The following is a 24,751-nucleotide window of genomic DNA, read 5'->3' as shown; positions in this document are numbered from 1 at the left end:
CCGGCGTTGACCCGGTGGCTGGTGGAGCGGGCGTATCAGAACCAGGCCTCGGGAGCATCGCGCTGCAGGTGTGCGGGCAGATCGGCGCGCGCGCCCTGTTGTGCCACGCCATCGATGACACCGCGAAGGCGTTCTACCTCACGCATGGATTCATCATGAACGCCGGACAGAGCCCGGCGCTACCTGCGCAACCGCGCCAGCGCCAGATAGATCGCCGGCGTGGTGTACAGCGTCAGCCACTGGCTGACCAGCAGCCCGCCGACGATCGCAATGCCCAACGGCTGGCGCATCTCCCAGCCTTCGCCGGTGGCCAGCATCAGCGGCAACGTGCCCAGCAGCGCGGCCACGCTGGTCATCAGGATCGGGCGGAAGCGCAGCCGCGCCGCTTCGCAGATCGCGTCATGCGGGGACAAGCCGCGCTCGCGCTCGGCCGACAAGGCGAAGTCGATCATCAGGATGGTGTTCTTCATCACCACCCCCACCAGCAGGAACAGGCCCAGCAACGAGATCAGGTTCAACTCGTTGCCGAATGTCATCAGTGCCAGCAGCGCGCCGACGCCGGCCGAGGGCAGGGTGGACAGGATCGCCAGCGGCTGCACGAAGCTTTCATACAGCACGCCCAGGACCAGGTACACGGCCAGCATCGCGCCAACGATCAGCCACAGCTGGCGTTCGCGCAGTTTCTCGAACCCGCCGGCCTCGCCGCTCAGTTTTGCCTGCACATGGGTGGGCAGCAGGATGCCGGCCATCGCGCGGTCCACCGCTTTCACCGCCTGGTCCAGGGTGACGCCCGGGGCCAGCGCGAACTCGATCCAGACCGAGGCGAACTGCTGGCTGTGATAGATCCGGTCCGGCGCCATGCCGTATTTCCAGCTCGCAATCGAGGACAGCGGCAGGCGCTGGCCCTCCTTGCCGATCACATGGATCTGGTCGAGCGTGGTGGGGTCCTGCGTGTAACGCGGGTCCAGTTCCATCACCACCCGGTACTGGTTGAGCGTGTCGTACAGGGTGGCCACCTGGCGCTGGCTGAAGGCATTGTTGAGCACCGAGGCGACCATGCGCATGTCCACGCCCAGCCGCGCCGCGGCATCGCGGTCGATGTGCAGCACCACCTGGCGCATGCCTTCGTCGCCCTTGGATTCCACATCCACCAGTTCGGGCAGTTTGCGCAACGCATCGCCGACCCTGGGCGCCCATTCGCGCAGCGGTTCCAGATCGCCGGACAGCAGCTGGAATTCGTACTGGCCACTGTCGCCGCTGCCCTCCAGCTTGATGTCCTGGTCCACCCACAGGAACAGCCCGCCGCCGGGAATCTTCGGCATGGTGCTGCGCAGGCGGTCGATCACCTGCTGGCTGGAGACCTTGCGCTCGGCCAGGGGCTTCATCTTGATCATGATGAAGGCGTTGTTGACCCCGCTGCGGCCACCGATGAAGCCGATGATGTCGCTGATCGCCGGATCGGCCAGCAGCAGTTTGCGGTAGGCATCAATCTTGGGCTGCATCACCTGGAACGACAGCCCGTCGTCGCCGCGTGCGAAGCCGCGCAGCTGCGCGGTGTCCTGCTTGGGCACGATGCCCTTGGGCACCTGCTGGAACAGCCAGACGTTCAGGCCGATCACGCCGGCAAACAGCAGCAACGGCACGGCCAGCCAGCGCAGCATTTTCTGCAGGCTGTGTACGTAGCCGCTGCGCAGGCGCTCGAACAGGGCGTTGCCGCCCCGCTGCAGCGCGTTGCCCGGGCCCGGCCGCGCGCGCCCGAGCAGACGTGCGCACAACATCGGGGTGAGGCTCAGCGAGACCAGCAGCGACACGCCCATCGCCGCCACCAGGGTCAGCGAGAACTCGCGGAACAGGCGTTCGACGAAATCATCCAGGAACAGGATCGAGACGAACACCACGGCCAGCGCGATGTTCATCGACAGCAGCGTGGCCCCCACTTCGCCGGCACCGCGCAGGGCCGCGTCCATCGGCGATGCGCCTTCTTCGCGATGGCGGGCGATGTTCTCCAGCACCACGATGGCATCGTCCACGACCAGTACCGCGGCCACGATCAGCGCCATCAGCGACAACGTGTTGAGCGAGAACCCGAGCAGCGCGATGATCGCCAACGCACCCAGCAGCGAAACCGGAATGGCCAGCGTCGGCACCAGTGCAGCGCGCCAGTGGCCGAGGAAGGCCAGCACCACCAGCACCACCAGCGCGATCGCCAGCAACAGGGTCAGCTCGGCCTCGCGCAGCGTGGCGCGGATCACCGGTGAGCGGTCCATCACCACCTGCATTTCGATGCTGGCCGGCAGCAGCGCCTGCAAGGTGTCCATCTGCGCATGGATCGCATCGACGGTTTCGATGATGTTGGCGTCCGGCTGCCGGCTCACGATCAGCAGCACCGCCGGGCGCTCGTTGTGGAAGCCGCTGGCGTAGCGATCCTCCACGCCCTCGCTGACCCGGGCCACGTCCTGCAGGTGCACCGGGCGTCCCTCGCGCATGGCGATGATCAACGCGCGGTACTCCGCGGCACTGCGCAGCTGCAGGCTGGATTCCAGCTGCCACTGCTGGCTCTGGCTGGACACGTTGCCCAACGGCTTGAGCGCGTTGGCGTTGCGGATCGCCGCGGCCACCTCGTCCAGGGCCACGCGGTACTGGTTCAGCGCATTGGGATCGAGCGACACGCGCACCGCCGGCAGCGAACTGCCACCGGCCTGCACTTCGCCAACGCCGGGAATCTGCGCCAGCTTCTGCGCGATCACGGTGGAGGCCACATCGAAGATCTGCCCCGGCGAGAGGCTGTCCGAACTCAGCGCCAGCGCCAGGATCGGCGCCTGCGACGGGTTGACCTTGTTGTACTGGGGCATGCCCGGCATGCCGCTGGGCAGCTGCGCGCGTGCGGCGTTGATCGCCGCCTGCACGTCGCGGGCGGCGCTGTCCACATCCCGGCCGAGTTCGAACTGCAGCTCGACCTGGGTCGACCCCTGGGTACTGGCCGAATCGATTCGGCTCAACCCGGGAATGGTGCCCAGCGCACGCTCCAGCGGCGTGGCCACGTTGGCCGCCATCGATTCGGGGCTGGCGCCGGGCAGGCTGGCGCTGACGTTGATGGCCGGGTAGTCCACCTGCGGCAGTGGCGCGACCGGCAGCAGCCGCAGCCCGAGCAGGCCGGCCAGCACCACCGCCACCGACAACAGCAACGTGGCGACCGGGTGCTGCACGAACCAGCCGATCGCCCGTGACAACGGACTCATGCGTGGGCCTCGGCCACTGCGTCGGCGCGCGGCTGCGGGCGCGTGCGGAAGCGATCGAAGAACAGGTAGATCACCGGCGTGGTGAACAGGGTCAGCACCTGGCTGACGATCAGCCCACCCACCATCACCACGCCCAGCGGCTGGCGCAGCTCCGCGCCGGAACCGCTGGCGAACATCAGTGGGATCGCACCGAACAGTGCGGCCAGGGTGGTCATCAGGATCGGCCGGAAGCGCAGCAGCGCGGCCTGGTGGATCGCCTGGCGTGGCGTCATGCCGGTTTCGCGCTCGGCCTCCAGCGCGAAGTCGATCATCATGATCGCGTTCTTCTTCACCAGCCCGATCAGCAGCACGATGCCGATCACCGCGATCAGGTCCAGGCTGCGCCCGCTCAGCAGCAACGCGAGCAACGCACCGACGGTGGCCGAGGGCAGGGTGGAGAGGATGGTGATGGGGTGGATGAAACTCTCATACAGCACGCCCAGCACCAGGTACATCACCACCACAGCGGCCAGCACCAGCCACAACGTGCTCGACAGCGAGGCACGGAACGCATCGGCCGCGCCCTGCAGGCGCAGTTCCACGCTGGCGGGCAGGCCGATCGCCGCGCGCGCTGCTTCGATGCTGGCCACCGCCTCGCCCAACGACGCGCCCTGCGCCAGGTTGAACGAGAACATCACCGCCGGGAACTGCCCCACATGGTTGATCAGCAGGTGCGCCGGACGTTGTTCGATGCGCGCGATGCCGCCCAGCGGCACCTGCTTTCCGTCCGGCCCGGTCACGTGCAGGCGCGCGATTGCGTCCGGCCCGAAGGCCGCATCCGGGCGCGCCTCCAGCACCACGCGGTATTGGTTGGCCTGGGTGAAGATGGTCGAAATCTGGCGCTGGCCGAACGCATCGTAGAGCGCATCGGCCACCGCATCGACGCTGATTCCCAGCCGCGCCGCCGCCACCCGGTCGATCAGCACATGCGCCTGCAGGCCCTGGTCCTGCAGGTCGCTGGCCACGTCGGCCAGGGCCGGCGACTGTTGCAGATGGGCCAGCAGCGTCGGTGTCCACTGCGCGAGCTGGTCGCTGTCCGGGCTGGTCAGGGTGAACTGATACTGGGTCCGGCTGATCCGGTCTTCGATACCCAACTCCTGCACCGGTTGCAGGTACAGCGTGATGCCCGGCACATGCGCGACGCGTTGCTGCAGGCGCGCGATGATCGCCTGCGCATCGGCGTTGCGCTGCGCATGCGGCTTCAGTTCGATCAGCAACCGCCCGCTGTTGAGCGTGGCGTTGTTGCCGTCCACGCCGATGAACGAAGACAGGCTCGCCACGTCCTCATCCTGCAGCAGCGCCGCAGCCAGTGTCTGCTGGCGCTGCGCCATGGCCTGGAACGAGATCGCCTGCGGCGCTTCGCTGATGCCCTGGATCAAGCCGGCATCCTGCACCGGGAAGAAGCCCTTGGGCACCCACACATACAGCGCGGCGGTCAGCACCAGGGTGGCGACGGTGGCGGCCAGCATCAGCGGCTGGCGCTGCAGCACCCAGCGCAGCTGGCGGTCGTACAGCGCCACCACGCGGTCGAACCGGTCGCCCTGCTGCGCCGATTCCCGGCCGTCGGCATCGCGGCCGGTGGCGTGGCCGGCCTTGAGCAGGCGTGCGCACATCATCGGGGTCAGGGTGAGCGAGACCAGCAGCGACAGGCCGATCGCCACCGCCAGGGTGATCGCAAACTCGTGGAACAGCTTGCCCACCACGTCGGCCATGAACAGCAGCGGGATCAGTACGGCGATCAACGACAGGGTCAGCGAAATCAAGGTGAAGCCGATCTGGCGCGCGCCCTTCAGCGCGGCCTGCATCGGCGTGGCACCGCGTTCGATATGCCGGGCGATGTTCTCCAGCATCACGATCGCATCGTCCACCACGAAGCCGGTCGCAATGGTCAGCGCCATCAGGGTCAGGTTGTTGAGCGAGAAGCCGGCCAGCAGCATCACCCCGAACGTACCCACCAGCGACAGCGGCACCGCGATGGACGGAATGATCGTGGCCGGGAGGTTGCGCAGGAACACGAAGGTGACCATCACCACCAGCGCGATGGCGATCAGCAACTCGTGCTGCACGCCGCGGATGGAGGCACGGATCGATTCGGTGCGGTCGCTCAGCACCGCCACGTCCACGCCCTTGGGCAGCGAGGCCTGCAGCTGCGGCAGCAGCGCACGCACCTTGTCCACTACCTCGATGACGTTGGCACCGGGCTGGCGCTGGATGTTGATCAGCACCGCCGGGGTGGTGCCCGACCATGCCGCCAGCTGGCGGTTCTCGGCGCCGTCCTCGATGGTCGCCACATCGCCCAGCCGCAGCGGCGCGCCGTCCTTCCAGGTCAGGATCAACGCGCGGTACTCGGCCACCGAGCGCATCTGGTCGTTGGCATCGAGCATGATCGCGCGGGTCGGGCCATCGAAACTGCCCTTGGGCAGGTTGACGTTGGCCGTGCCGATCGCGGTGCGGATATGCGCCATGCTCAGCCCGTTGGCGGCCAGCGCGGACGGGTTCACCTGGATGCGCACGGCCGGACGCTGGCCGCCGGCCAGGCTGACCAGGCCCACCCCGGGCAACTGCGACAGGCGCTGCGCCATGCGCGTATCCACCAGATCGTGCACCTGCGGCAGCGACAGCCCCTGCGAGGTCACCGCCAGGGTCAGGATCGGGGTATCGGCGGGATTGACCTTGCGGTACACCGGCGGCACTGGCAGGTCGTCGGGCAGGAAGCTGTCGGCGGCATTGATGGCCGCCTGCACTTCCTGCTCGGCCACGCCCAGCGCCACCTCCAGGGTGAACTGCAGGGTGATCACCGACGCCCCGCCCGAGCTGGTCGAGGACATCTGCTTGAGCCCGGGAATCTGCCCGAGCTGGCGCTCCAGCGGCGCGGTCAGCGCACTGGTGGTCACCCCCGGGCTGGCCCCGGGATACAGCGTGGTGACCTGGATGATCGGGTAATCCACCTGCGGCAGCGCGGCCACCGGCAGCAGCCGGTACGCCATGATCCCCGACAGCAGCAACGCCACCATCAGCAGCGTGGTGGCGACCGGGCGCTCGATGAAGGGGCGCGAGAGGTTCATGCGCCGGTCTGCGGCAGCGCCTGGGTCACCACCTCCACCTTGGCGCCTTCGCGCAGACCGTCGATGCCTTCCACCACCACCCGCTCGCCGGCCTTGAGGCCGTCGCGCACCGAAATGCGCTCGCCATCGGCCGGGCCCAGCACCACCGTGCGCAGGTGCGAGGTGTTGTCCGCGGCGATCACGTACACGTAGGTGCCCTTGCTGCCGAACTGCACCGCCGCATTGGGGATCACCAGCGCATCGCTGCTGCCCACCTGCAGGCGGATGTTGACGAACTGGTTGGGAAACAGCGCTTCATCGGCATTGGCGAACTGCGCGCGCAACTTCAGCGTGCCGGTGGCGGTATCGATGCGGTTGTCCAGGCTCGACAGCGCGCCGGTGCCCAGCGGCTGGCGTTCTTCGCGGTCCCAGGCTTCCACGGTCAGCTGCGGGTTGACGCGTGCGGCGCCGACCACTGCGGGCAGGTCCGGCTCGGGCACGGTGAACAGCACGCTGATCGGCGTGGTCTGGGTGATGGTGGCCAGCGGGTCGGTATCGCTGCTGCGCACCAGGTTGCCCACGTCCACGTTGCGCAGGCCCATGCGCCCGGCCACCGGTGCGGTGATGCGGGTGTACTGCAGCTGCAGGCGTGCTTCGTCGACAGCGGCCTGGTCGGTCTGGCGACGGCCCTGCAGCTGGCGCACCTTGCTCTGCTGGTCACTGAGGTCCTGCGCCGACACGAAGTGCTTGGCCTGCAGTTCGCTGTAGCGCTTGAGCTGGGTCCGCGCGTTGTCCAGTTCGGCCAGGTTCTGCTGCTGGGTGCCCAGCGCGCGTGCCAGCTGCACCTGGTAGGCGCGCGGATCGATCTCGGCGATCAGGTCGCCGGCACTGACGTGTTCGCCCTCGCGGAATGCCAGCCGCAGCAGTTCGCCGTCCACGCGGCTGCGCAGGCTTACCGTATGCAGCGGGGTCACCGTGCCGAGTGCCTTGAGCCTCACCACCAGGTCTTCGCGCACGACCGCGGCCACGCGCACGGGCGTGGCCGTACTGGCCGATGCCAGCTCGGCGGCCGGCGCCGGCGACAACAGCCGCCAGGCGGTGACGGCAGCGGCCAGCACGGCCACGATCAGCAACGGTTTGAACAGACGGCGGGTACGCGACGGCGGGGGCAGCGGGGCAGACATGGGGCATCCTGCGCACCTGCCCAACGGCCGGCGCGTCCATGAGTAACCGGCCCGTGGGGGCAGGCAAGGCGAAGTGGGGTTGTCTGGCGGGGCCGGCGGTTCAATGCCGCAGCGTGGCTGGATGCCGTCGGCGAGGACGGGCCGCCATGGTACCCCGCGAGGATGCGGACGCTCGCATGCCCTTGGTCATGGCTGTGTGTGCCGACCAACGGTCGGCACCTACCGTGATTGGGCGGCCTCCCCCCTGGTAGGTATCGACCGTTGGTCGATACGGTGCTGCGCCTTCAATGCACCTCGTCGCGATACACGAACTTCGGCATTTCCCATTTGAAATGGATGGCCAGCAACCGCAGCAGGAAACCACCGCCCAGGCACCACAGCGTGGCCGCATTGAGCGACACGCCCAGTTCCAGCAGCCCCAGGTACGCCGCGCCGGTCAGCAGGGTGATCACGGCATACAACTCCTTCTGGAAGATCAGCGGCACCTCGTTGCACAGCACATCGCGCAGCACCCCGCCGAAGGCGCCGGTCAACATGCCCGAGATCAGCACGATCGGCACCGTATGCCCGGCGTCGCGCGCGACCGCGCAGCCGATCAGGGTGAAGGCGATCAACCCCAGGCCATCCAGCACCAGGAAGGTGCGGCGGAAGTGGTGCATCCAGCGCGCCACCCAGGTGGCGATCAACGCCGCGCAGATGGTGAAGCCCAGGTACTCGGGGTGCTTCACCCAGCCCAGCGGGTAATGCCCGAGCACGATGTCGCGCAGCGAGCCACCCCCGAGCGCGGTGACGCAGGCGATGATGATCACCCCGAACAGGTCCATGCGCCGTCGCCCGGCGGACAGTGCACCGGTCATGGCTTCAGCGGAAATGGCGATGAGATAGATAAGGGAGAGCAGCATGGGGAGGCTCCGGACACGGCAAGGCGGGGACGGAAACACGCGCCTCGCACGCCAGCGCGGTGCACTGTCGTGAGGGTGGGATTCCCGCTGCCGCTCCCGCTGTCCTTTTGCCTGAGAGTTCAGTGGCCAGGCCACGTGCCCCTTCGGCGGGTCATTGAAGACCTCTCTCCAGATCGGCGTGTCGGATGCATGGTTGATGGCGTATCGAGCCACCGGCCTGAGCGATTATGGGAGCCTGCGCCTTCGGCGGGCGCCAGCGCGGCGCCTCTCTCCTGCATCCGGGGCGGATTCTAGCAGCCGCCGGGCCCGGTCCGGTGGATAATCCCGGTATGCCCGCTGAACCTGTCCTCTGGTACCTGTACCTGCTCGAATGCCGCAACGGCAGCTATTACGCCGGCATCAGCAATGACGTGGAGGCGCGGTTCCAGGCGCATCTGGCCGGCAAGGGCGCCAGGTACACCCGTGCCAATCCGCCACTGAAGGTGCTGGCGATGCGCGCCTACCCGGACCGGGCGGCCGCCTCGAAGGCCGAGTGGCAGCTCAAGCGCCAGCCGCGCGGGCGCAAGCTGGCGTGGTTGCAGGCCGCTGGCGCCTCGTAGGGCCGGGCGCTGCCCGGCTGGGCAAGGTGGCAGCGTCGGTCTCGACGGCGACGCAGCGCGCGTGGCGCGTTCGCTGCATCCAGACCTGGTCAAGCGCGCGATCCTGGGCGACACGCCCGACGAGCCGATGGGGCCTGCGCCGGACGGAGCCGCCGCTGCAAGGTGCTCGATGTCACCGGTAACGCCGCTTCGGTGCGCCTGGAGACGCCGTGGTTCGTGGACTATTTCCACATGGGCAGGTTTGGTGAGCGGTGGATCATCATCAATGCGCCGTGGTACGCCAAGCCGAAAGGGCAAGTGTAGATCCACGCTGATCGTTGCGTCCTCCGGCCGTGTGCGAAAACCCCGGAGGCGCGGATTGCGCTGCCGTTGTCGCAGCTGGAATAGTGGGCTGCGTCGCAACGTGCGGTTTTCCTATCGGTTTCGTTCTGATCTGATAACACGCCGCCTGCCCTTGCGAGCGCTGGGTTTGATGCATCTGCGTCACCAGCGTTGACGCAAATGCCTCTGTAAATCCCGGCGCTGGTCAGCGCACCATCCGCCCGTACGTTAGGGAGAGGACGGATGCAGGGGCGGGCAGGAGCCATCGACCACGATCATGCGGGGAGTGCCACGTGGCGGGCGCATCGCGCAGGTAGCGCCGCCATTGCGCAGGCGGTTGCGGCGCCTGCACTGGCAGGTATGCGCAATGGGCCAGCGCGATGATCGCCGCACTCATGGCGGCCTTGCGTGCGGGCGATGCCCACCGCTTCCTGCTCCTGCACACAGCGTTGGGTACGGGCGTATTGGTTGCCGAGACGCTGCAGGGCGTTGAGCAGATCGATGGCGCGGGGTTTGTGTGGTCGATCACCGCACTGTCGCTGGACGCCGCGCTCGCGCTTGAGCCCTTGATTGGCCAGCCCGCGTTGCTGCAGATGGAACTGGCCGATGGCTGCCTGCGGCCGTTCCATGGGCGCATCACCGCAGCGGAGCGGATTGGCAGCAACGGCGGCCTTGCCCGCTACCGATTGCGCCTGCAGCCATGGATGGCCTTCCTTGGCCAGCGCGTGGACAGCTATGTTTTTCACGACGCCAGCGTGGTGGACATCGTCGAGAACGTCTTCACTGATTACGCCGGGTTGCTGCCTGCATGGCGCTGGGATCTCGATCAACCCAGTCTGTACCTCAAACGCAGTCTGACCACACAGTACCAGGAGACCGACCTGGCCTTCGTGCAGCGCCTGTTGGCGGAGGAGGGTATCTATTACTGGTTCGAGCACAGCGGTGAGCCCGATAGTCGTTCCTTCGGCGAGCACACGCTGGTGCTGGCCGATCACCACCACGGCGCACGCAATTTGGGACCGGTACGCTTCCATCGGGCCGATGCCTCCGAGCGCACCGACAGCGTTCAGCACTGGTCGCTGTGCCATCGCTGGTGCATCTCGCGGGTGACCCGCACCACCTGGGATTCGCGCACCCTGCAGTTGCGCCAGGCCAGCGCCGAAGCCCTGACCTCCCATCCGGCGCTGGGCGAAGACATCGATACCTGTGGGCCCGACGGCTGGCCCGATCACGCCAGCGGCCAGCGCCGCGCGCAGCAGCATCTGGATGCGCTGCGCGTGCGCGCTCACACCGTTGACGGGCAGGGCAGGTGGCGGCAGCTTGCAGCCGGCGCGCAGTTCCAGCTGGGGCAGCATCCTGCAGCGGATCCGGCCGCCGCCTGGCTATGCCTGTCGGTGCAACACCACGCCCGCAACAATTTCGAGGCCGAGGTGTTCGATGCACTGGAGCAGCAGCTGGGGTCCGCCGCGCAGGCCCCATTGAGCCTGCCGGGGGCATTGAGCGGGTTGTCGGTGCCAAGCGCATTCCCTGACCTCACCTCCCCGTTCTACGGCAACTGCTTCGTGGCCATTCCGGCCGACGTGGTCTATCGTCCGCAGACCGACGACGGCGATGGCACACGGCTGCATCCACGCCCGTCCATCTCCGGCACCCTGAGCGCGATCGTGGTCAGCGACGGCGAGCCGCTGCTGTCTGACCGCGACCATCGCATCAAGGTGCAGTTCACGTGGCAACGCGGGGCAAATTCCAGCACCGGCCTTGCTCATCCCAGTGGCGATGACAACGCGCCGGCCAACAGCGGCGCCTGGACCTGGGTGCGGGTGATGACCCCGTGGGGCGGCGACAACTGGGGCGGGGTACTGGTGCCTCGGCGTGGGCAGGAAGTGCTGGTGGCGTTCTTCGAGGGCGACATCGATAGCCCGGTGGTGGTGGGTGCGGTCTACAACGGGCGCGGCCAGGCCGATGCGGCGCACAGTCTGGTCGCCAATGGCGGGGCCCATACCACTGGCAATACGCCGGCGTGGTTTGAGGGAAATCAGCACGCAGCGGTGTTTACCGGCTTCAAGAGCCAGGCGCTGGCCGAGAGCCAGGACGGGCAGGGCGGCTATCAGCAGTTGCGGCTGGATGACACGCCGGGGCAGGGTCGTGCGCAGGTATCTACCACCCAGCACGCCACCACGTTGACCTTGGGGCATTTGAAGGGCGGTCAGGACAACGTGCGTGGGGCGGACCGTGGGTTTGGGGTGGAGCTGTCTACGCAGGCGTTTGGGGCATTGCGCGCGGGGAAGGGGTTGTTGCTGAGCACCGAGCCGGGCGAGCCGCAGTTGGCGGCCAATCAAGCGTTGGCGCAGTTGGAGGCGAGTGCTGAACTACTGCAGACGCTCAACGAGTCTGCAGCAATTCAGCAGGCGCAGCTGCCTGACGAATGCGCTCAACCGCCTGCCGAGCGCAGTCTTGAGCGGCTGCAGGAACACCTGCGGGCCACCCAGAGTGGCAGCGTGGCCGGCAGCATCAGCGGCGGTGATGGTGAAGCGCCGGGCTGGGACCGCCCCATCCTGATGGGCAGCGGCGTGGCTGGTGTCATGAGCCTGACCCCGGCCGACCAGGTGTGGGTGAGTGGTACGCATACCACGCTGGTCGCCGAAGTGGCCTTGAACTGGCTCAGCGAAGGGACGCTGACGCTAGCGGTCAGGCAAGGGTTGGTGCTGTACACCGCAGGCAACGCGCCCAAGCCGGGCAGTCCCAATCTGGAGCAGGGCATCGCGCTCCATGCCGCGCAGGGCAAGGTTAGTGTGCGCGCGCACCAGAACCAGGCGATTCTCGCCGCACAGACCAACGTCAAGATCGCCAGTACCGAAGCGGATGTGGTGCTGTCGGCACCGAACAAGCATCTGTTGATGACTGCCGCCGGGGCTTACATCCGCATTGAAGGCGACAACATCGAACTGGGCGCACCGGGAAAGCTGGAGTTCAAAGGCACCCAACGGGAATGGACAGACCCGGACACCAGTTCAAGTGACGTCGAGCAGCCGCAAGGTGAGCTCAAAGCGTGCCCCACCAAGAATGACGCAGCGGTAGCAGGCGGCACCGGAGTACTGACATGAGCGCAGACCAACAGCGCGCTGTCGAGCGCGTACATCGCCAGCTAGCCGAACGCGCGGCCGAGCAAACCTCACACCTTTGGGTGTTGATTGATCGTCTGCACCCGTCTGCCATCGATCATCAGCAGCTGTCAGTCCGCTGTCGGCCGATGACTGAAATCAACCTCACTCACCCCACCTATACCCGACCCGGCTGCCGTCCGATCCTGGCGCACCTTGCGGCCCAGGATGCCGACCTGATCCAGCATACGGTCCAGGTAGCGTTCGATGAGCAGCGCGACCCCGATCAAGAAGCGCTATCGGGCTTCGCGGTCGGCGGCTGGATCTTCACCAACCAACCAGGTCAGGCGCTGGCCAAACAGATTGCATGGCGGATGCAGCGAGCCGGACTGCGCCAAGATGGCCGGCTGGTGCGCTGGCATGATCGTCGCGTGCTCGAGTGGGGATATCGGCATCTGGATGAGACACAGCAGCGCTATTTTCTCTCGGGCATTGATGTATGGGCAACGCTGAGCCGCTGCGGTGAGCTGATCGAGCACGTCGCAGCACCGCTGAACGAGTCCGGGATCCCCCGAATGGGGCTAAGCATGACCAACCCGCAGTGGGACACACTCAATCAGTGCGGATTGATCCAGGACATCCTGCGCAGCTGGTGCAGGATCAACCCCGCGCTGCCGACGGACTATCTGAGCAATGCCGCACATGCCGCTGCCGATGGGTTGGTGCTGGGACTTGTCGATCGCAGTGATCTGGTGCTCCTGGCGGCCTACATCCATCAACTCCATCCGCGCTTGGCGCGGCACCCGGACGTCTGCCGCCGTGTCCAAGGAGCGATAACAACGGGAGCACCGTTGGCCATTGAACTGGGTCGTATCGAAGACCCTGCTGGCTGGGATCGGATCAGACATGACCTACTCAGCGGTTCGCCTCTCCCTGCGGCGCACCAGGTCCAACGCATGAAGATGAGCTGATGTCCGGTAGCGAAGAACCCACCTCCTACGGCAGCGTAGCCACCCAGGCTGCCAGTACCACACCGGCGTGTGCCACGGGCGGATGCCCATCCTGCAACAAGCAGGGGCTCCCGCTGCTCCTCACCCGTGTCGGGCTTGCAAGCAAGGCGCATGGTGCCAGCATTGGCAATGTGAAGCTGTTCGCCGACGCCGTCGCTGCACCGCCGCTCAGCTACCTCGGCTACACCTTGCGCGTGCTTCGCGAGGGCTATCTGTATGCCTACTACGAAACCGCGCCGACGCCCGAGATTGCATCCCAGGCTGGCTGGCACCTCTGCCTGGTGGACGAGGGTGGCTATCTGACTCCGTCGCCCATCAATCAGTTGCGCATTGTGTGCACCGACGACGTACCACAGTTCTCCTGTCAACGGCGGGATGGCTATGCGGCGGCCATGCTCTACGCAGTCCCCAACCCCGATAAGGTGGAGAAAGTCTGGCTCGCTTTCTCCGACGGCCCCTGGAGCGAGGAGACGCTCAAGCGCTACGCGGGAGACGCAGGGAAGCGAGCCGCGCGGATGACGGCGGTTGATCTCAGGCGCGGCAACAACCAGGGAACCGCGCCGCTCACCGAGTCGGCGATGGCCGAACTGGTATATGACTATTCAGCGAGCCCCTCGGCAGATGTCCTGAAAGGCAACCCTTTCCCTCGCCGCCCGGCGCGCTACCATGCCGACGGCAAGGTGCCGCCCGCCCGCAGAAACGACACGCCCCCGCAGGTGATCGTGCACCCGGAAGATCCCGTCGACGTACTGATCGAGGCGCGAAAAATCGCCGTAACGCGTTGCGGCTCCAAAGCTGACCCGAAGGGCCTGATCGTCGCCCTTGCTGACGCGATTGCGGCCACGCACGAAGGTGCCGTGCTGCGTTCGACGCACTTCGACAAGGTACGTGCGTATTGCCTGGATCAAGCCGACGGAGACGCTGCGGAGGCCGACTGGATGTTCAAGTCGGCACTCAACATCCAGGCACTGCTGTTGGCCGTCAAGCAGTATGGCCCGCAGAAGATCAAAGAATACGAAGACGCAGGCTACTACGCGTATCAGAACTTCAAGGCGAGTGATACTGGCTATCAGTCCCTGCGCGAGGACGGAAAAATACCGGCCGATGCGCGCTTCGTGCCCGGGCAGCTGGCCACGGCAAATGCGCAGGACCACCAGCACGGAACCATCGTTGTTCCGGATGCCAGCGAGATAACCGGCGAGATTGAGGCGGCATCCGCAGGGCTCAGAAAAAAGTTGAAGCAGGGCGGTGCCAAGCATGGCTGGCAGGAGTATGTCGCGCAGATTCACTCAAACATGCAGGTGGATCAACGCGGGCTTCTGGCCATGGAGGGGGACTACCTGGCATGGATGAACTCGGCCGCGCTCAAACTGGTGATGGAAAACGACTTCGACGAAGGGTGCGCGTGGCAGGGCGTCTTCTACATGAAGGCCGTGGCACTGGTATGCCATGGTGGCCACATGACCGGCACGATGGAGGCGCCGGCATCCTCCAGCGATGGCGATGGCGATGGCGCCCCTTCGTCTGCAAGCCTGGACACGCATGGTCTGGGCATCGCTTGGTACGCGAAGTACCTCACTGACGATCCCAGCGATCGCGGGAACATACTCCTGCGCGCACTGCTTGGTAATCAGCGCACCCTGTTCGACGAGTGGCTGGAGAATAAAAAAACAAAGTTCAGCATGATCGGGAGTGTTTTCAAGGCCTTGGAGGACGAGGCGTCGCGCGGGAGTTCTTCAAGGTTGATACGTGTTGGAAACCGGTCCCTGCCGATTCTGAAAGTGCTTGCCAGCGGCTACGTTGAAGCCCTGCTGCCCGTCATCGGAGGTGCCACCGTCCTGCTGTACCACGGCGGCCGGCTTAGCCTCAACGCGCTCAACGCAACGATGGGGCTCACCGTCGCAGTGAGTGCGGCGGCTGGACGCGCGGCCAATGTCTCACTGATCCGGTTTGAAGTGCCGCTGTCGGGCGCTGCCAAACTGTGGGAGAACATGATGCATCGCACCCGCGACGCGCTCATTCACTACCGCAAGCACGGGTCGTATACCGCGACGGCAGGTTCGGCGACGACCGGATCTGTCAGCATCGGCTCGTTGCTGCAGGTGGCCAACAAGACTGGTGCTGGCCAGAAGCTGGTTGACGTGTACATGTGGGTCGACAACAAGGCGCTGCAATCCCAGGCATGGGCAGAAGCGCAGGCGCTACGGTCTGAAAAGGTCGGGCCCGGCTACTCGGCGAGGGTGAGGACCTACGACTATCAGATTCTATCCACCTCCATCCAGGGCTGGACGGGGCAGATGGCAGGAAGGATCTCGTCCAGTCGGCTGACCACCTTTTCGAGGGACGTGGCGCGCATAGCGTTCAACAGCGGAACGTTGCTTTCGTCTGCTGGGGGCGTGCTTGCCATTCTTTCGATAGTCAAGAACATGGAGCAGTTCCGGAACGGCACGGCTCAGGAGCGGGCAGAGGCGTCTGCGGGGATGCTGACGGGGGCGCTGGCGTTGGGGGGAGCGTTGCTGGGTGTCGGGGCGGTGGTGGCTAACAACGCCGGGCTGATCTCGCGTCGAAACGCTCTCAAGCTAGTTGCCGGGAAAGCGATCGCGGCAGCATCGTTCGTTGACGCATCAATTGCGTTCTCCAAAGCCATCTCTCATAAAAGAAGAGATGACTGGTATGGAGCGTCCGCACTCCTTGCTCAGTCCGTAACGCTCGTTGGAGCTGGCTTCGCGACGATACTCGTCGCATCAGGGTCATCAATGACAGTCCTTGGACTAAGCATGACGGGATGGGGACTAATACTGGTGTTGATCGGCGTGGGACTTACCTTCCTCTACTACTCAATCAAGGACACTCCCTTGCAGGAGTGGGTTGCACGCAGCCGCTGGGGGCGCGCAGATGATGCCTTTAAAAGCTTGGAGGCAGAGCAGGTCAAACTCGATATGATCCGTGCCGGCGTGCAGATCGAGTTCGCCCATCGGTGGGGATCGCTTTCAAATCTTCCTGGTGGTGGATCAGTCATAACGCTCATGCCCCTTGGATATCTGTGGCAAACGGTCAAGGACTGGCTGGACGGTTCGTCGGAATGGCGCGGAGGCAACAGGGACATCTGGTTCAGGGTGCGCGCGCCGGCCGATCTGATGGAAAGAATGTCCATCTATATAGCTGTGTTGGCGAAGGATGAAGATCGAAAGGCCGTGGTCATCGGCGAATACTCCACCGCAGGTGCCCGTGGTGCATTCAGTCGCATCTATCCAAACGCAGTTGTGAGGTCGAGTGAGGTCGTGACGGAAGGCAAGACTGCAGTACAGAACGGAGTCTTTGAGGCCGATCAAGTATCTTTTGCCAAGCGGGAACAGTTCGATGCTCCCTGGCTCTTGGTGTGCATCAATGACAGATCGAATGAACATGATTTCGAGGGCGATGCGGTCGAGTTTGAGGTGACCGTAAATGACTAGTTCGATGCCGCTGGAAGAGCTGCGATTAAGTGAGGTCCTTCTAAAAGTCAACGCGCACGCAAAACGTCATGGTTACAGAGGCCTGCCCAACGCTGGCGGATTCTCAAGTGGTCGGAAGGGTCGAGCTTTTAATTCAGTTCTCAAATGCCATGTGGATGCGATTGAGATAGGTAGTCCCCGCGGCGACTTCGTGTCTGGAAGAGGAAATGCATCCTTCTGGCTAACGTTGATAGCATTGATGTGTTTATTCTCATTTGGTCAGTTTGCTTACCTAATATTCTTGGGTGGTTTCTGGTTCTCGGTTCCGTATCTGGCATGCACCTACGTCTTGTTCTGTCTGTTCATGGTCCAGCGCCGCGCATTCTACAAGCAGCCAGTCGACGACCCGGTCCTGTTTGATCGAAAAAGACGCATCGTGGTCTACCGCCCTCTGATACGCGGAGGCTTCTTCCGCTTCTGGCGCCAGGCCAGCCATGGCGATGCCAGAGAGTTTTCATGGGACAGCCAGGTGCATGCCAGGGTGTATCGATTCGCGCATGCGCTAGGCGCGGATCTGGCTACAGTCAGCTGTGTACTGACGCTCCTGTTCATCGACGACAACGAGCCGGATCTCGTCGTGGACATCGTCGAGATAGGCACGCACTCCATCGGCATCGACGTATCTCAGGTGGCACTGTGGGAGCACATCTGTTGCTACATGGATCGAGGCGGCCCTGCGATCGAAAGCCCCATCGACATGAGGAATACCGATCTCAATAGAGTTTCGGTGTTTCCAGGCTATGAGTAGGAGGCTGGAATGCCCACGAGCGCGGAGCTTCGCGAATCGCCCTCAGTCCGATGATCGCCGCCGCTCAAACTTGCCATGCCTGCGTATCACCAAGTGGCGCAGTGATTTGGACCGCGAAGACGCGGCGAACAATTTCGCTCAAGGTAGATATCAATGACTGGTGCGAGCAGTCCTGCGGAACTTAGATTCAGTGAAGCACTGCTCAAGGTCAATGCGCACGCTAGACGCAGGTCCTTCATGGATCTGCCCAAAGTTGGTGGGTTTTCAAGTGATCGGAAGCAACGAGCTTTCAATTCGGTGCTGAGATGCCATGAAAATGCGTTCGAGTTGGGAAGTCCGCGAGGAGAATTCGTTTCCGGGAAAGGAAATGCATCTTTCTGGCTTATCTCGATTGGAGTGATTGGAATGACATTCTTGATTGCGTCTGTGGATTTTGCTATTTCGGGGGGGGGGCTGGCTGGCGATGCTATCCATGGCTTGGGCTTACATATTGTTCTGCTTTTTCATGGTCCAGAAGCGTTCGTTCTACAAGCAGTCAGCCGACGACCCGGTCTTGTTTGACCGAAAAAGACGCGTAGTGATCTACCGTCCTCTGATACGTGGAGGCTTCTTCCGCTTCTGGCGCGAAGCCACCCATGGCGATGCCAGAGAGTTCTCGTGGGACAACCAGGTACACGCCAGAGTGTATAAATTCGCGCACGCAATGGGCGCGGACATCGCTACAGTCAGCTGTGTACTGACGCTCCTGTTCATTGACGACAATGAGCCGGATCTGGTCGTGGATATCGTCGAGATAGGCACGCACTGCATTGGGATCGACATATCGCAAGTGGCGCTGTGGGAGCACATCTGTTGCTACATGGATCGAGGCGGCCCAGCCATTGAAAGCTCCATCGACATGAGAAACACCGATCTCAATAGAGTTCCGGAGTTTCCGGGCTATGCCAAGGAGCCCGCGTGATCTGTTCGCAAGCACTCCGGCTTGCAAACAAAGATCACCTCAGTAGGCGCCGGTGAGCGGGATCCGCATGCGGCAATGCGCTTCACCCCGGCGCAGCGCCCGCTACGGCTCCCGGGGCGGCTCCACCACCACCTTCGCCCGCCGATCTTCCTGGTCATCGCCAAAAATAATCCGCGCACTGCGCTGGTAGCTCCAGTACGCCACCGCCCAGTTCAGCAGCACCACCATGCGGTTGCGGAAGCCGATCAGGAAGAACACGTGCGCGGCCAGCCAGAACCACCAGGCCAGCACGCCGGACAGCTGCAGCCGGCCCAGGTGCACGATCGCGGCCATGCGCCCGATCGTGGCCAGGTTGCCGAAGTCCTGGTACTTGAACGGGCCCGGCGCGGGTTTGTTGTCCAGCCGCGCACGGATGATCGCGGCCACCTGCTTGCCCATCTGTTTGGCCGCCGGCGCCACGCCGGGGACCGGCTTGCCGTCGGCCTGCTGCAGCGATGCCAGGTCGCCGGCCACGAAGATCTCCGGGTGGCCCTCCACGGTGAGGTCCGGCTGCACCGGCACGCGCCCGGCGCGATCCAGCGGCACGTCCAACGTGCGCGCCAGCGGTGAGGCGGCGACACCGGCAGCCCAGACAACGGTGCGTGCGGGCACGAACTGGTCGCCCAGTTGGAAACCGTCGCCGTTGATGTTGCTGACCGGGGTGCCGGTGAGCACTTCCACACCCAGTTTTTCCAGCTGGCGGCGCGCTTTCAGCGACAGCACCTCGGGGAAGGTCGACAACACGCGCGGGCCGGCTTCCACCAGCCGCACCTTGGCGCTGGCCGGGTCGATATGGCGGAACTCATTGCGCAGCGTGTGCCGCGCGATCTCGGCCAGCGTGCCGGCCAGCTCGACGCCGGTCGGGCCGCCGCCAACCACCGCGAAACTCAGCCACGCCGCCTTGCGCGCCGGGTCCGGTTCGGCCTCGGCGCGCTCGAAGGCGAGCAGCAGCTTGCGGCGCAGTGCAATGGCATCGTCCAGGGTCTTCAGACCGGGCGCATCGGCAGCCCATTGGTCGTTGCCGAAGTAGGCGTGGGTGGCACCGGTGCACAGCATCAGCGTGTCGTAGCCCAGCGCGCTGCCGTCGGCAAAGGTGATCTGGCTGGCGTCCTTGTCGATGGCGATCACTTCGCCAAGCCGCACCTCCACATTGCGCTGGTCGCCCAGGATGTGGCGCAGCGGCGCGGCGATGTCCGGCGCGGACAGGCCGGCGGTGGCCACCTGGTACAGCAGCGGCTGGAACAGGTGGTGGTTGCGGCGGTCCACCAGGGTGATGCGGAGACGTGCGCGGGCCAGCGCACGGGTGGCCCAGAGGCCGGCGAAACCACCACCGATGATGACCAGGTGGGGCAGGGGATCGCGGGTCATGCAGGGGCTCCTTGGCGGGGACCGGCCTTCCGGTCCCAGGGGATAGGGTCGACGCGTCACATCGTCGCACGTGAAGCCGGATATTCACGGGGATGACAGATACTGGGTTCAGGGGCCGTCGCGCTTGCCGGCGGCCGAGCCGATCCCGAGCAGGAGACTGACATGACCGAACCGGAAAAGCGCATCGCCCTGTTGATCGATGCCGACAACGCGCCGTCCTCCAAGATCGATGCGGTGCTGGCCGAAGTGGCACGCTACGGCGTGGCCAACGTGCGCCGTGCCTACGGCAACTGGAAAAGCCCGCGGCTGAAAGGCTGGGAGTCGGTGCTGCACGAGTACGCGATCCGCCCGATCCAGCAGTTCGCCTACAGCCGCGGCAAGAACGCCTCGGACATGGCGATGGTGATCGATGCGATGGACATGCTGTACGCGCGCAACCTGGATGGTTTCGCGATCGTATCCAGCGATGCCGATTTCACCCCACTGGTGATGCGCCTGCTCACCGATGGGGTGAAGGTGTATGGCTTTGGCGAGAAGAAAACGCCCGAACCCTTCGTCAACGCGTGCTCGAAGTTCACCTATATCGAAGCGCTGGGCCAGGTACATGCGGCCGACCAGGAAGTGGAACAGGACAACGAGGAAACCCGCCCGCGCAAGAACGGGCCGGAGCTGCGCAACGACACCCGGCTGGTGCAGATGCTGCGCCGTGCGGTGGCGTCGGCCGAGGCCGAAGATGGCTGGTCGCACCTGGGCCCGGTGGGCAGCCAGATCGGCAACCAGGCCTCGTTCGATTCGCGCAACTACGGCTACAACAAGCTCAGTGAGCTGCTCGCTGCCACCGGGTTGTTCGAGATGAAAAAGGAAGGCAAGTCGACCTATGTGCGCGCGCTGCCGAAGAAGGGCGTTGCCAAGCCCACCAAAGCAACGCCGTCGGGCTCACAGGGTGCGGGCTGAGCTGCCGCGCCAGCCAGCCATGACGCCCTGCGAGAAGTCTTCCACGGCACCGGTGAGCAGCAGGCACAGTGCGGCGACCAGCATCAGGTTGCGCCGGTTGCGGCGATACCCCAGCACAAGCAGGCCCAGGCCGGCACCTAGCAGCACGATATTGAGTACGTAGAAGGACATTCCTTTTCCTCGCAGCAGGGACCGCGACGCGGTCTATCGGCGTATCGTAGCGGCATCGTGCGGCGCCGTGCCGCCACTACCTACCGCAAAGGGAGCATCCACCATGCTGAAGATCTGGGGCCGACACAATTCCAGCAACGTGCGCAAGGTGCTGTGGTGTGCCGAAGAACTCGGTGGGCCCTATGAGTCGATCCAGGTCGGCGGCGCGTTCGGCGGCACCCAGTCGGCCGAGTACCGCGCAATGAATCCCAACGGCCTGGTGCCGGTCATTGAAGACCATGGCCTGCCGCTGTGGGAATCCAACACCATCGTGCGCTACCTGTCCGCGCGCTATGCGCTGGGCACGCTGTATCCGGAAGACGTGGTGGCGCGCGCGCAGTCGGAGAAGTGGATGGACTGGACCACGGCGAGTTTTTCGCCTGCGTTCCGCGACCTGTTCTGGGGCACGCTGCGGACCGCGCCGGCCGATCGCGATGAAGCGCGCATCGCTGCCGCACTGGTGCGCTCGGGCGAATTGCTGGGCATGGCCGAACAGATCCTGGCAACGCAACCGTACCTGTCCGGCGAGCAGTTCGCGATGGGGGATATTCCGCTTGGCGCGTTCATCTATGCCTGGTTCGAGATGCCGATCCAGCGGCCGGCACTGCCGCACGTGGCCGCGTGGTACGAGCGCCTGAAACAGCGCCCGGCGTACCAGCGCGGTGTGATGACTGCATTGACCTGAAACACCGTGCCGACCAACGGTCGGCACCTACCGGTGGTTGCCGCGTGCACGGTCGGCACGCACCGAGGGTTGCCGCGTGCACGGTCGGCACGCACCGAGGGTTGCCGCGTGCACGGTCGGCACCCACCGAGGGTTGCCGCGTGCACGGTCGGCACGCACCGAGGATTGCCGGGTGCACGGTCGACACCCACCGAGGGTTGCCGGGTGCACGGTCGGCACGCACCCATCGTTCGTGGCGGTGTAGGTGCGGACCGTTGGTCCGCACAGGGCCGGGCGCCTCAGTAGAGATCGGTCGGGTCCACATCCAGCGACCAGCGCACCTTGCGCGCCTGCGGCAACCCATGGATCTGCGGGGTGATCAGGTCCAGCACCGCATGCAGCGGGCGACGCGCCGGCGCGGATAGCAGCAGCTGGGTGCGCTGGTAGCCGGCACGGCGCGGCATCGGTGCCGGCATCGGGCCGTAACGTTCCACCGGGGCATCGTCGGGGATCAGCCCGCGTACCGCGCTGAGCATCGCATTGGCGTGTTCCACCTGTTGCGCCTCGGCGCGCAGCAGCGCCAGGTGCGCGAACGGTGGAAAGCCGGCAGCCTCGCGCTGCTGCAGTTCGGCGTCGGCGAAGGCGTGGTAACCGCCGTTGACCAGCGTCTCCAGCAACGGATGGCCCGGGTGGTGGGTCTGCAGACAGACCTCGCCGGGGTCGGTTGCGCGGCCGGCGCGGCCAGCGACCTGGATCAGCTGCTGGGCCAGTTTCTCGCTGGCGCGGAAGTCGGCCGAGAACAGTCCTTCGTCGATGCCCACCACCACCACCAGGGTCAGCTTGGGCAGGTCGTGGCCCTTGGCCAGGATCTGCGTGCCGACCAGGATGCCGGCGCGGTCGCCCAGCGCGGCCAATTGGGTTTCAAGCGCATCGCGGCGGTTGGTGGTGCCGCGGTCGATGCGGATCACCGGAAAATCGGCAAACGCCTCGACCAGGTGTTCTTCCAGCCGCTCGGTGCCGATGCCCTGCGGCTGCAGCGCCAGGCTGCCGCAATCGGGGCAGGCCAGCGGCGCGGACTGGCGCGCGCCGCAGTGGTGGCACTGCAGCCGGCGGCCGCCGGCATGCACGGTCATCGGCGCATCGCAGCGCTGGCACGGTGCGGTCCAGCCGCAGTCGTGGCACAGCAGCACCGGCGCGTACCCGCGGCGGTTCTTGAACACCAGCACCTGGTGGCCGGCCTGCAGGTGCTCGGCAATCCCCTGCAGCACCTCGGGCGACAGCCCGTCGCGCAGGGGGCGTTTGCGCACGTCCAGCACGCGCACGCGCGGTGGCCGTGCATCGCCGGCGCGTTGTTTCAGGCGCAGGTGGGTGTAGCGCCCGGCGTGTGCGTTGTGCAGCGATTCCAGCGACGGCGTGGCGCTGCCCAGTACCACCGGCACGTCCAGCGCCTTGGCCCGCACCAGGGCGAAATCGCGCGCGTGGTAGCGGATGCCATCCTGCTGCTTGTAGCTGCCATCGTGTTCTTCATCGACCACGATCAGCCCGGCATTGGGCAACGGGGTGAACACCGCCGAGCGTGTGCCGACGATCACCTGCGCTTCGCCGCGTGCGGCCGCGGCCCATACCCGCGCGCGTTCGTTGTCGTTCAAACCCGAGTGCAGCACGTGCACCGGAATGCCCAACCGGGTACGGAAGCGCGACAGGGTCTGCGGGGTCAGGCCGATTTCCGGCACCAGCACCAGCGCCTGGCGGCCGCGGGCCAGGCAGGCGACGATCGCCTGCAGGTACACCTCGGTCTTGCCACTGCCGGTGACCCCATCCAGCAGCAACGCCGCAAAGCCGCTGTGGGCGGTGATCGCCTCGATCGCGGCGGCCTGCTCGGGGTTGGGCGGTGGGCCGGCGCTGGCCCGCGCTACCGGCACCTGGTGCTGCAGCGCGATGCGTTCGACCAGGCCGCGCTTGGCCAGCGCGCGCGCCGCGCTGCGCCAGTCGTCCATCTGCGCATCCAGCACGTCTTCGTCGATCGCGCCGTCGGCCAGCAGCGCGGCCAGCCGCTGCGGACGGGTACCGGCGCGCAGGCGCGCGCGCTGGGCCTGGCTCTCGGCGGTCAACTGCCAGCCCGACCGGTGGGTATCGGGCACGGCCTCGCCTTTGCGCAGCGGCGCCGGCAGCGCGGTGCTGATCACTTCACCCAGCGGCGCGTGGGTGTAGCGCGCCAGCCACTGCAGTGACGACCACAGTTCACCGCCGAGCAGCGGCGTGGTGTCGACCCATTCCTGCGCGGTGCGCAGGCTGCCGCCATCGGCGACCTCGCCGATCGCCGCGACCACGCCGACCAGCTCGCGCGAGCCGAACGGCACCCGAAGCCGGCGTCCGACCATGTCCGGGTGCGGGGGCTGGCCCGGGGGCGGGGCGTAATCAAACCAGTGCGGCAGGGGCAGGGGCAGCGCAACCTGCACGGTTGGCGCATTCAGCAGGGGGGCAGGGCCACCGTCGAGGGACAGGATCGGGGCCGGATCGGAACTGGGCATGGCAGCAGTGTAGCGGCCCGTTCCATACCCCGGGACGACGGCTGGCACGGTCCCGGCGTAGCGTGCTGCAACCTAAATAGCGGCTAAATATCTGTCCTGTCGAGAGATTCAGGCTTATCCACATCTTCTGTGGATAAGTCTGTGCGCCACTCTCTTTTCCGGGGCGATGGGTCAGGAAGTTCCGACCTCCCGGTTAACTTGGTCAAAAAATAGCCACATAACAATAGTCAATAAAAACAACAAGATGGCTGTGAAACAAAGCTGAAACATGGAGGGGATGGTGTCGATACCCCCTTCCAGCCCGGTTTCAATTGATGCTGTGCACAACCTGCGCGGCGACCTG

Annotated in this window: 16 protein-coding genes, 1 pseudogene and 2 riboswitches; of the genes and pseudogenes, 10 read left to right on the top strand and 7 right to left on the bottom strand. The window is 65.4% G+C overall.

The window, feature by feature from the left end; genetic code table 11:
• Positions 1-179: 179 nt before the first annotated feature.
• The 4 genes from AC3IR9_RS18550 to AC3IR9_RS18535 form a co-directional block, all read right to left on the bottom strand.
• Positions 180-3,239: an efflux RND transporter permease subunit gene (locus tag AC3IR9_RS18550; protein ID WP_489292583.1), complete on the bottom strand. Its 3,060-nt coding sequence runs from the start codon at positions 3,237-3,239 to the stop codon at positions 180-182.
• A complete protein-coding gene (locus tag AC3IR9_RS18545) occupies positions 3,236-6,343 on the bottom strand; it encodes an MdtB/MuxB family multidrug efflux RND transporter permease subunit (protein ID WP_489292582.1) in 3,108 nt (1,035 codons plus the stop codon). Before AC3IR9_RS18545 ends, AC3IR9_RS18550 begins: the two co-directional genes overlap by 4 nt.
• Positions 6,340-7,506: an MdtA/MuxA family multidrug efflux RND transporter periplasmic adaptor subunit gene (locus AC3IR9_RS18540; RefSeq protein WP_489292581.1), complete on the bottom strand. Its 1,167-nt coding sequence runs from the start codon at positions 7,504-7,506 to the stop codon at positions 6,340-6,342. The genes AC3IR9_RS18545 and AC3IR9_RS18540 overlap by 4 nt, the downstream gene beginning before the upstream one ends.
• A gap of 284 nt (positions 7,507-7,790) precedes the next feature.
• On the bottom strand, positions 7,791-8,408 hold the full coding sequence (locus AC3IR9_RS18535; RefSeq protein ID WP_489292580.1) for a trimeric intracellular cation channel family protein: 618 nt from the start codon (positions 8,406-8,408) through the stop codon (positions 7,791-7,793).
• Between the two features lie 91 nt (positions 8,409-8,499).
• Positions 8,500-8,590: riboswitch (glycine riboswitch) on the bottom strand.
• A gap of 20 nt (positions 8,591-8,610) precedes the next feature.
• A riboswitch (glycine riboswitch) is annotated at positions 8,611-8,693 on the bottom strand.
• 44 nt (positions 8,694-8,737) lie between these two features.
• On the opposite strand from AC3IR9_RS18535, the gene AC3IR9_RS18530 reads away from it, so the two are divergent.
• From AC3IR9_RS18530 to AC3IR9_RS18495, 8 genes and pseudogenes are all read left to right on the top strand, one after another.
• Positions 8,738-9,007: a GIY-YIG nuclease family protein gene (locus AC3IR9_RS18530; protein WP_489292579.1), complete on the top strand. Its 270-nt coding sequence runs from the start codon at positions 8,738-8,740 to the stop codon at positions 9,005-9,007.
• Positions 9,008-9,047: 40 nt separating this feature from the next.
• Positions 9,048-9,310: pseudogene (locus AC3IR9_RS18525) on the top strand (nuclear transport factor 2 family protein); the annotation flags it as partial.
• Positions 9,311-9,708: 398 nt separating this feature from the next.
• On the top strand, positions 9,709-12,432 hold the full coding sequence (locus AC3IR9_RS18520) for a type VI secretion system Vgr family protein (RefSeq protein WP_489292578.1): 2,724 nt from the start codon (positions 9,709-9,711) through the stop codon (positions 12,430-12,432).
• Positions 12,429-13,400, top strand: a complete 972-nt coding sequence (locus tag AC3IR9_RS18515) for a hypothetical protein (RefSeq protein WP_489292576.1) — start codon at positions 12,429-12,431, stop codon at positions 13,398-13,400. The genes AC3IR9_RS18520 and AC3IR9_RS18515 overlap by 4 nt, the downstream gene beginning before the upstream one ends.
• Positions 13,400-16,894: a T6SS effector BTH_I2691 family protein gene (locus tag AC3IR9_RS18510; protein WP_489292574.1), complete on the top strand. Its 3,495-nt coding sequence runs from the start codon at positions 13,400-13,402 to the stop codon at positions 16,892-16,894. The genes AC3IR9_RS18515 and AC3IR9_RS18510 overlap by 1 nt, the downstream gene beginning before the upstream one ends.
• Positions 16,895-16,898: 4 nt before the next feature.
• Positions 16,899-17,681, top strand: coding sequence for a DUF6708 domain-containing protein (locus tag AC3IR9_RS18505; protein ID WP_489292572.1), 783 nt, complete (start codon positions 16,899-16,901; stop codon positions 17,679-17,681).
• Positions 17,682-17,918: 237 nt separating this feature from the next.
• Positions 17,919-18,242: a hypothetical protein gene (locus AC3IR9_RS18500; protein ID WP_489295951.1), complete on the top strand. Its 324-nt coding sequence runs from the start codon at positions 17,919-17,921 to the stop codon at positions 18,240-18,242.
• Positions 18,145-18,642, top strand: a complete 498-nt coding sequence (locus tag AC3IR9_RS18495) for a DUF6708 domain-containing protein (RefSeq protein WP_489295899.1) — start codon at positions 18,145-18,147, stop codon at positions 18,640-18,642. Before AC3IR9_RS18500 ends, AC3IR9_RS18495 begins: the two co-directional genes overlap by 98 nt.
• Before the next feature lie 102 nt (positions 18,643-18,744).
• On the opposite strand, the gene AC3IR9_RS18490 is transcribed toward AC3IR9_RS18495, so the two are convergent.
• Positions 18,745-20,049 carry an NAD(P)/FAD-dependent oxidoreductase gene (locus AC3IR9_RS18490; RefSeq protein WP_489292570.1) on the bottom strand — a complete coding sequence of 435 codons (1,305 nt, stop codon included), beginning with the start codon at positions 20,047-20,049 and terminating at the stop codon, positions 18,745-18,747.
• 162 nt (positions 20,050-20,211) lie between these two features.
• Here AC3IR9_RS18490 and AC3IR9_RS18485 point away from each other — a divergent pair, with 162 nt between their 5' ends.
• Positions 20,212-21,003, top strand: a complete 792-nt coding sequence (locus AC3IR9_RS18485) for an NYN domain-containing protein (RefSeq protein WP_489292569.1) — start codon at positions 20,212-20,214, stop codon at positions 21,001-21,003.
• On the opposite strand, the gene AC3IR9_RS18480 is transcribed toward AC3IR9_RS18485, so the two are convergent.
• Entirely contained in the window at positions 20,986-21,174 is a 189-nt protein-coding gene (locus AC3IR9_RS18480) for a hypothetical protein (protein WP_489292567.1), read from the bottom strand. The genes AC3IR9_RS18485 and AC3IR9_RS18480 overlap by 18 nt on opposite strands.
• A 103-nt stretch (positions 21,175-21,277) precedes the next feature.
• On the opposite strand from AC3IR9_RS18480, the gene AC3IR9_RS18475 reads away from it, so the two are divergent.
• Complete coding sequence (locus AC3IR9_RS18475) at positions 21,278-21,898, top strand: glutathione S-transferase family protein (protein ID WP_489292566.1); 621 nt, start codon at positions 21,278-21,280, stop codon at positions 21,896-21,898.
• Positions 21,899-22,176: 278 nt separating this feature from the next.
• Here AC3IR9_RS18475 and AC3IR9_RS18470 read toward each other — a convergent pair whose 3' ends face one another.
• The gene (locus tag AC3IR9_RS18470; RefSeq protein ID WP_489295897.1) at positions 22,177-24,351 is read right to left on the bottom strand and encodes a primosomal protein N'; all 2,175 of its coding nucleotides are present in this window, start codon (positions 24,349-24,351) and stop codon (positions 22,177-22,179) included.
• Positions 24,352-24,751: the final 400 nt, after the last annotated feature.

The organism is Stenotrophomonas sp. GL_101 (assembly GCF_057835675.1).
This window is presented reverse-complemented; position numbering and strand designations above follow the sequence as displayed.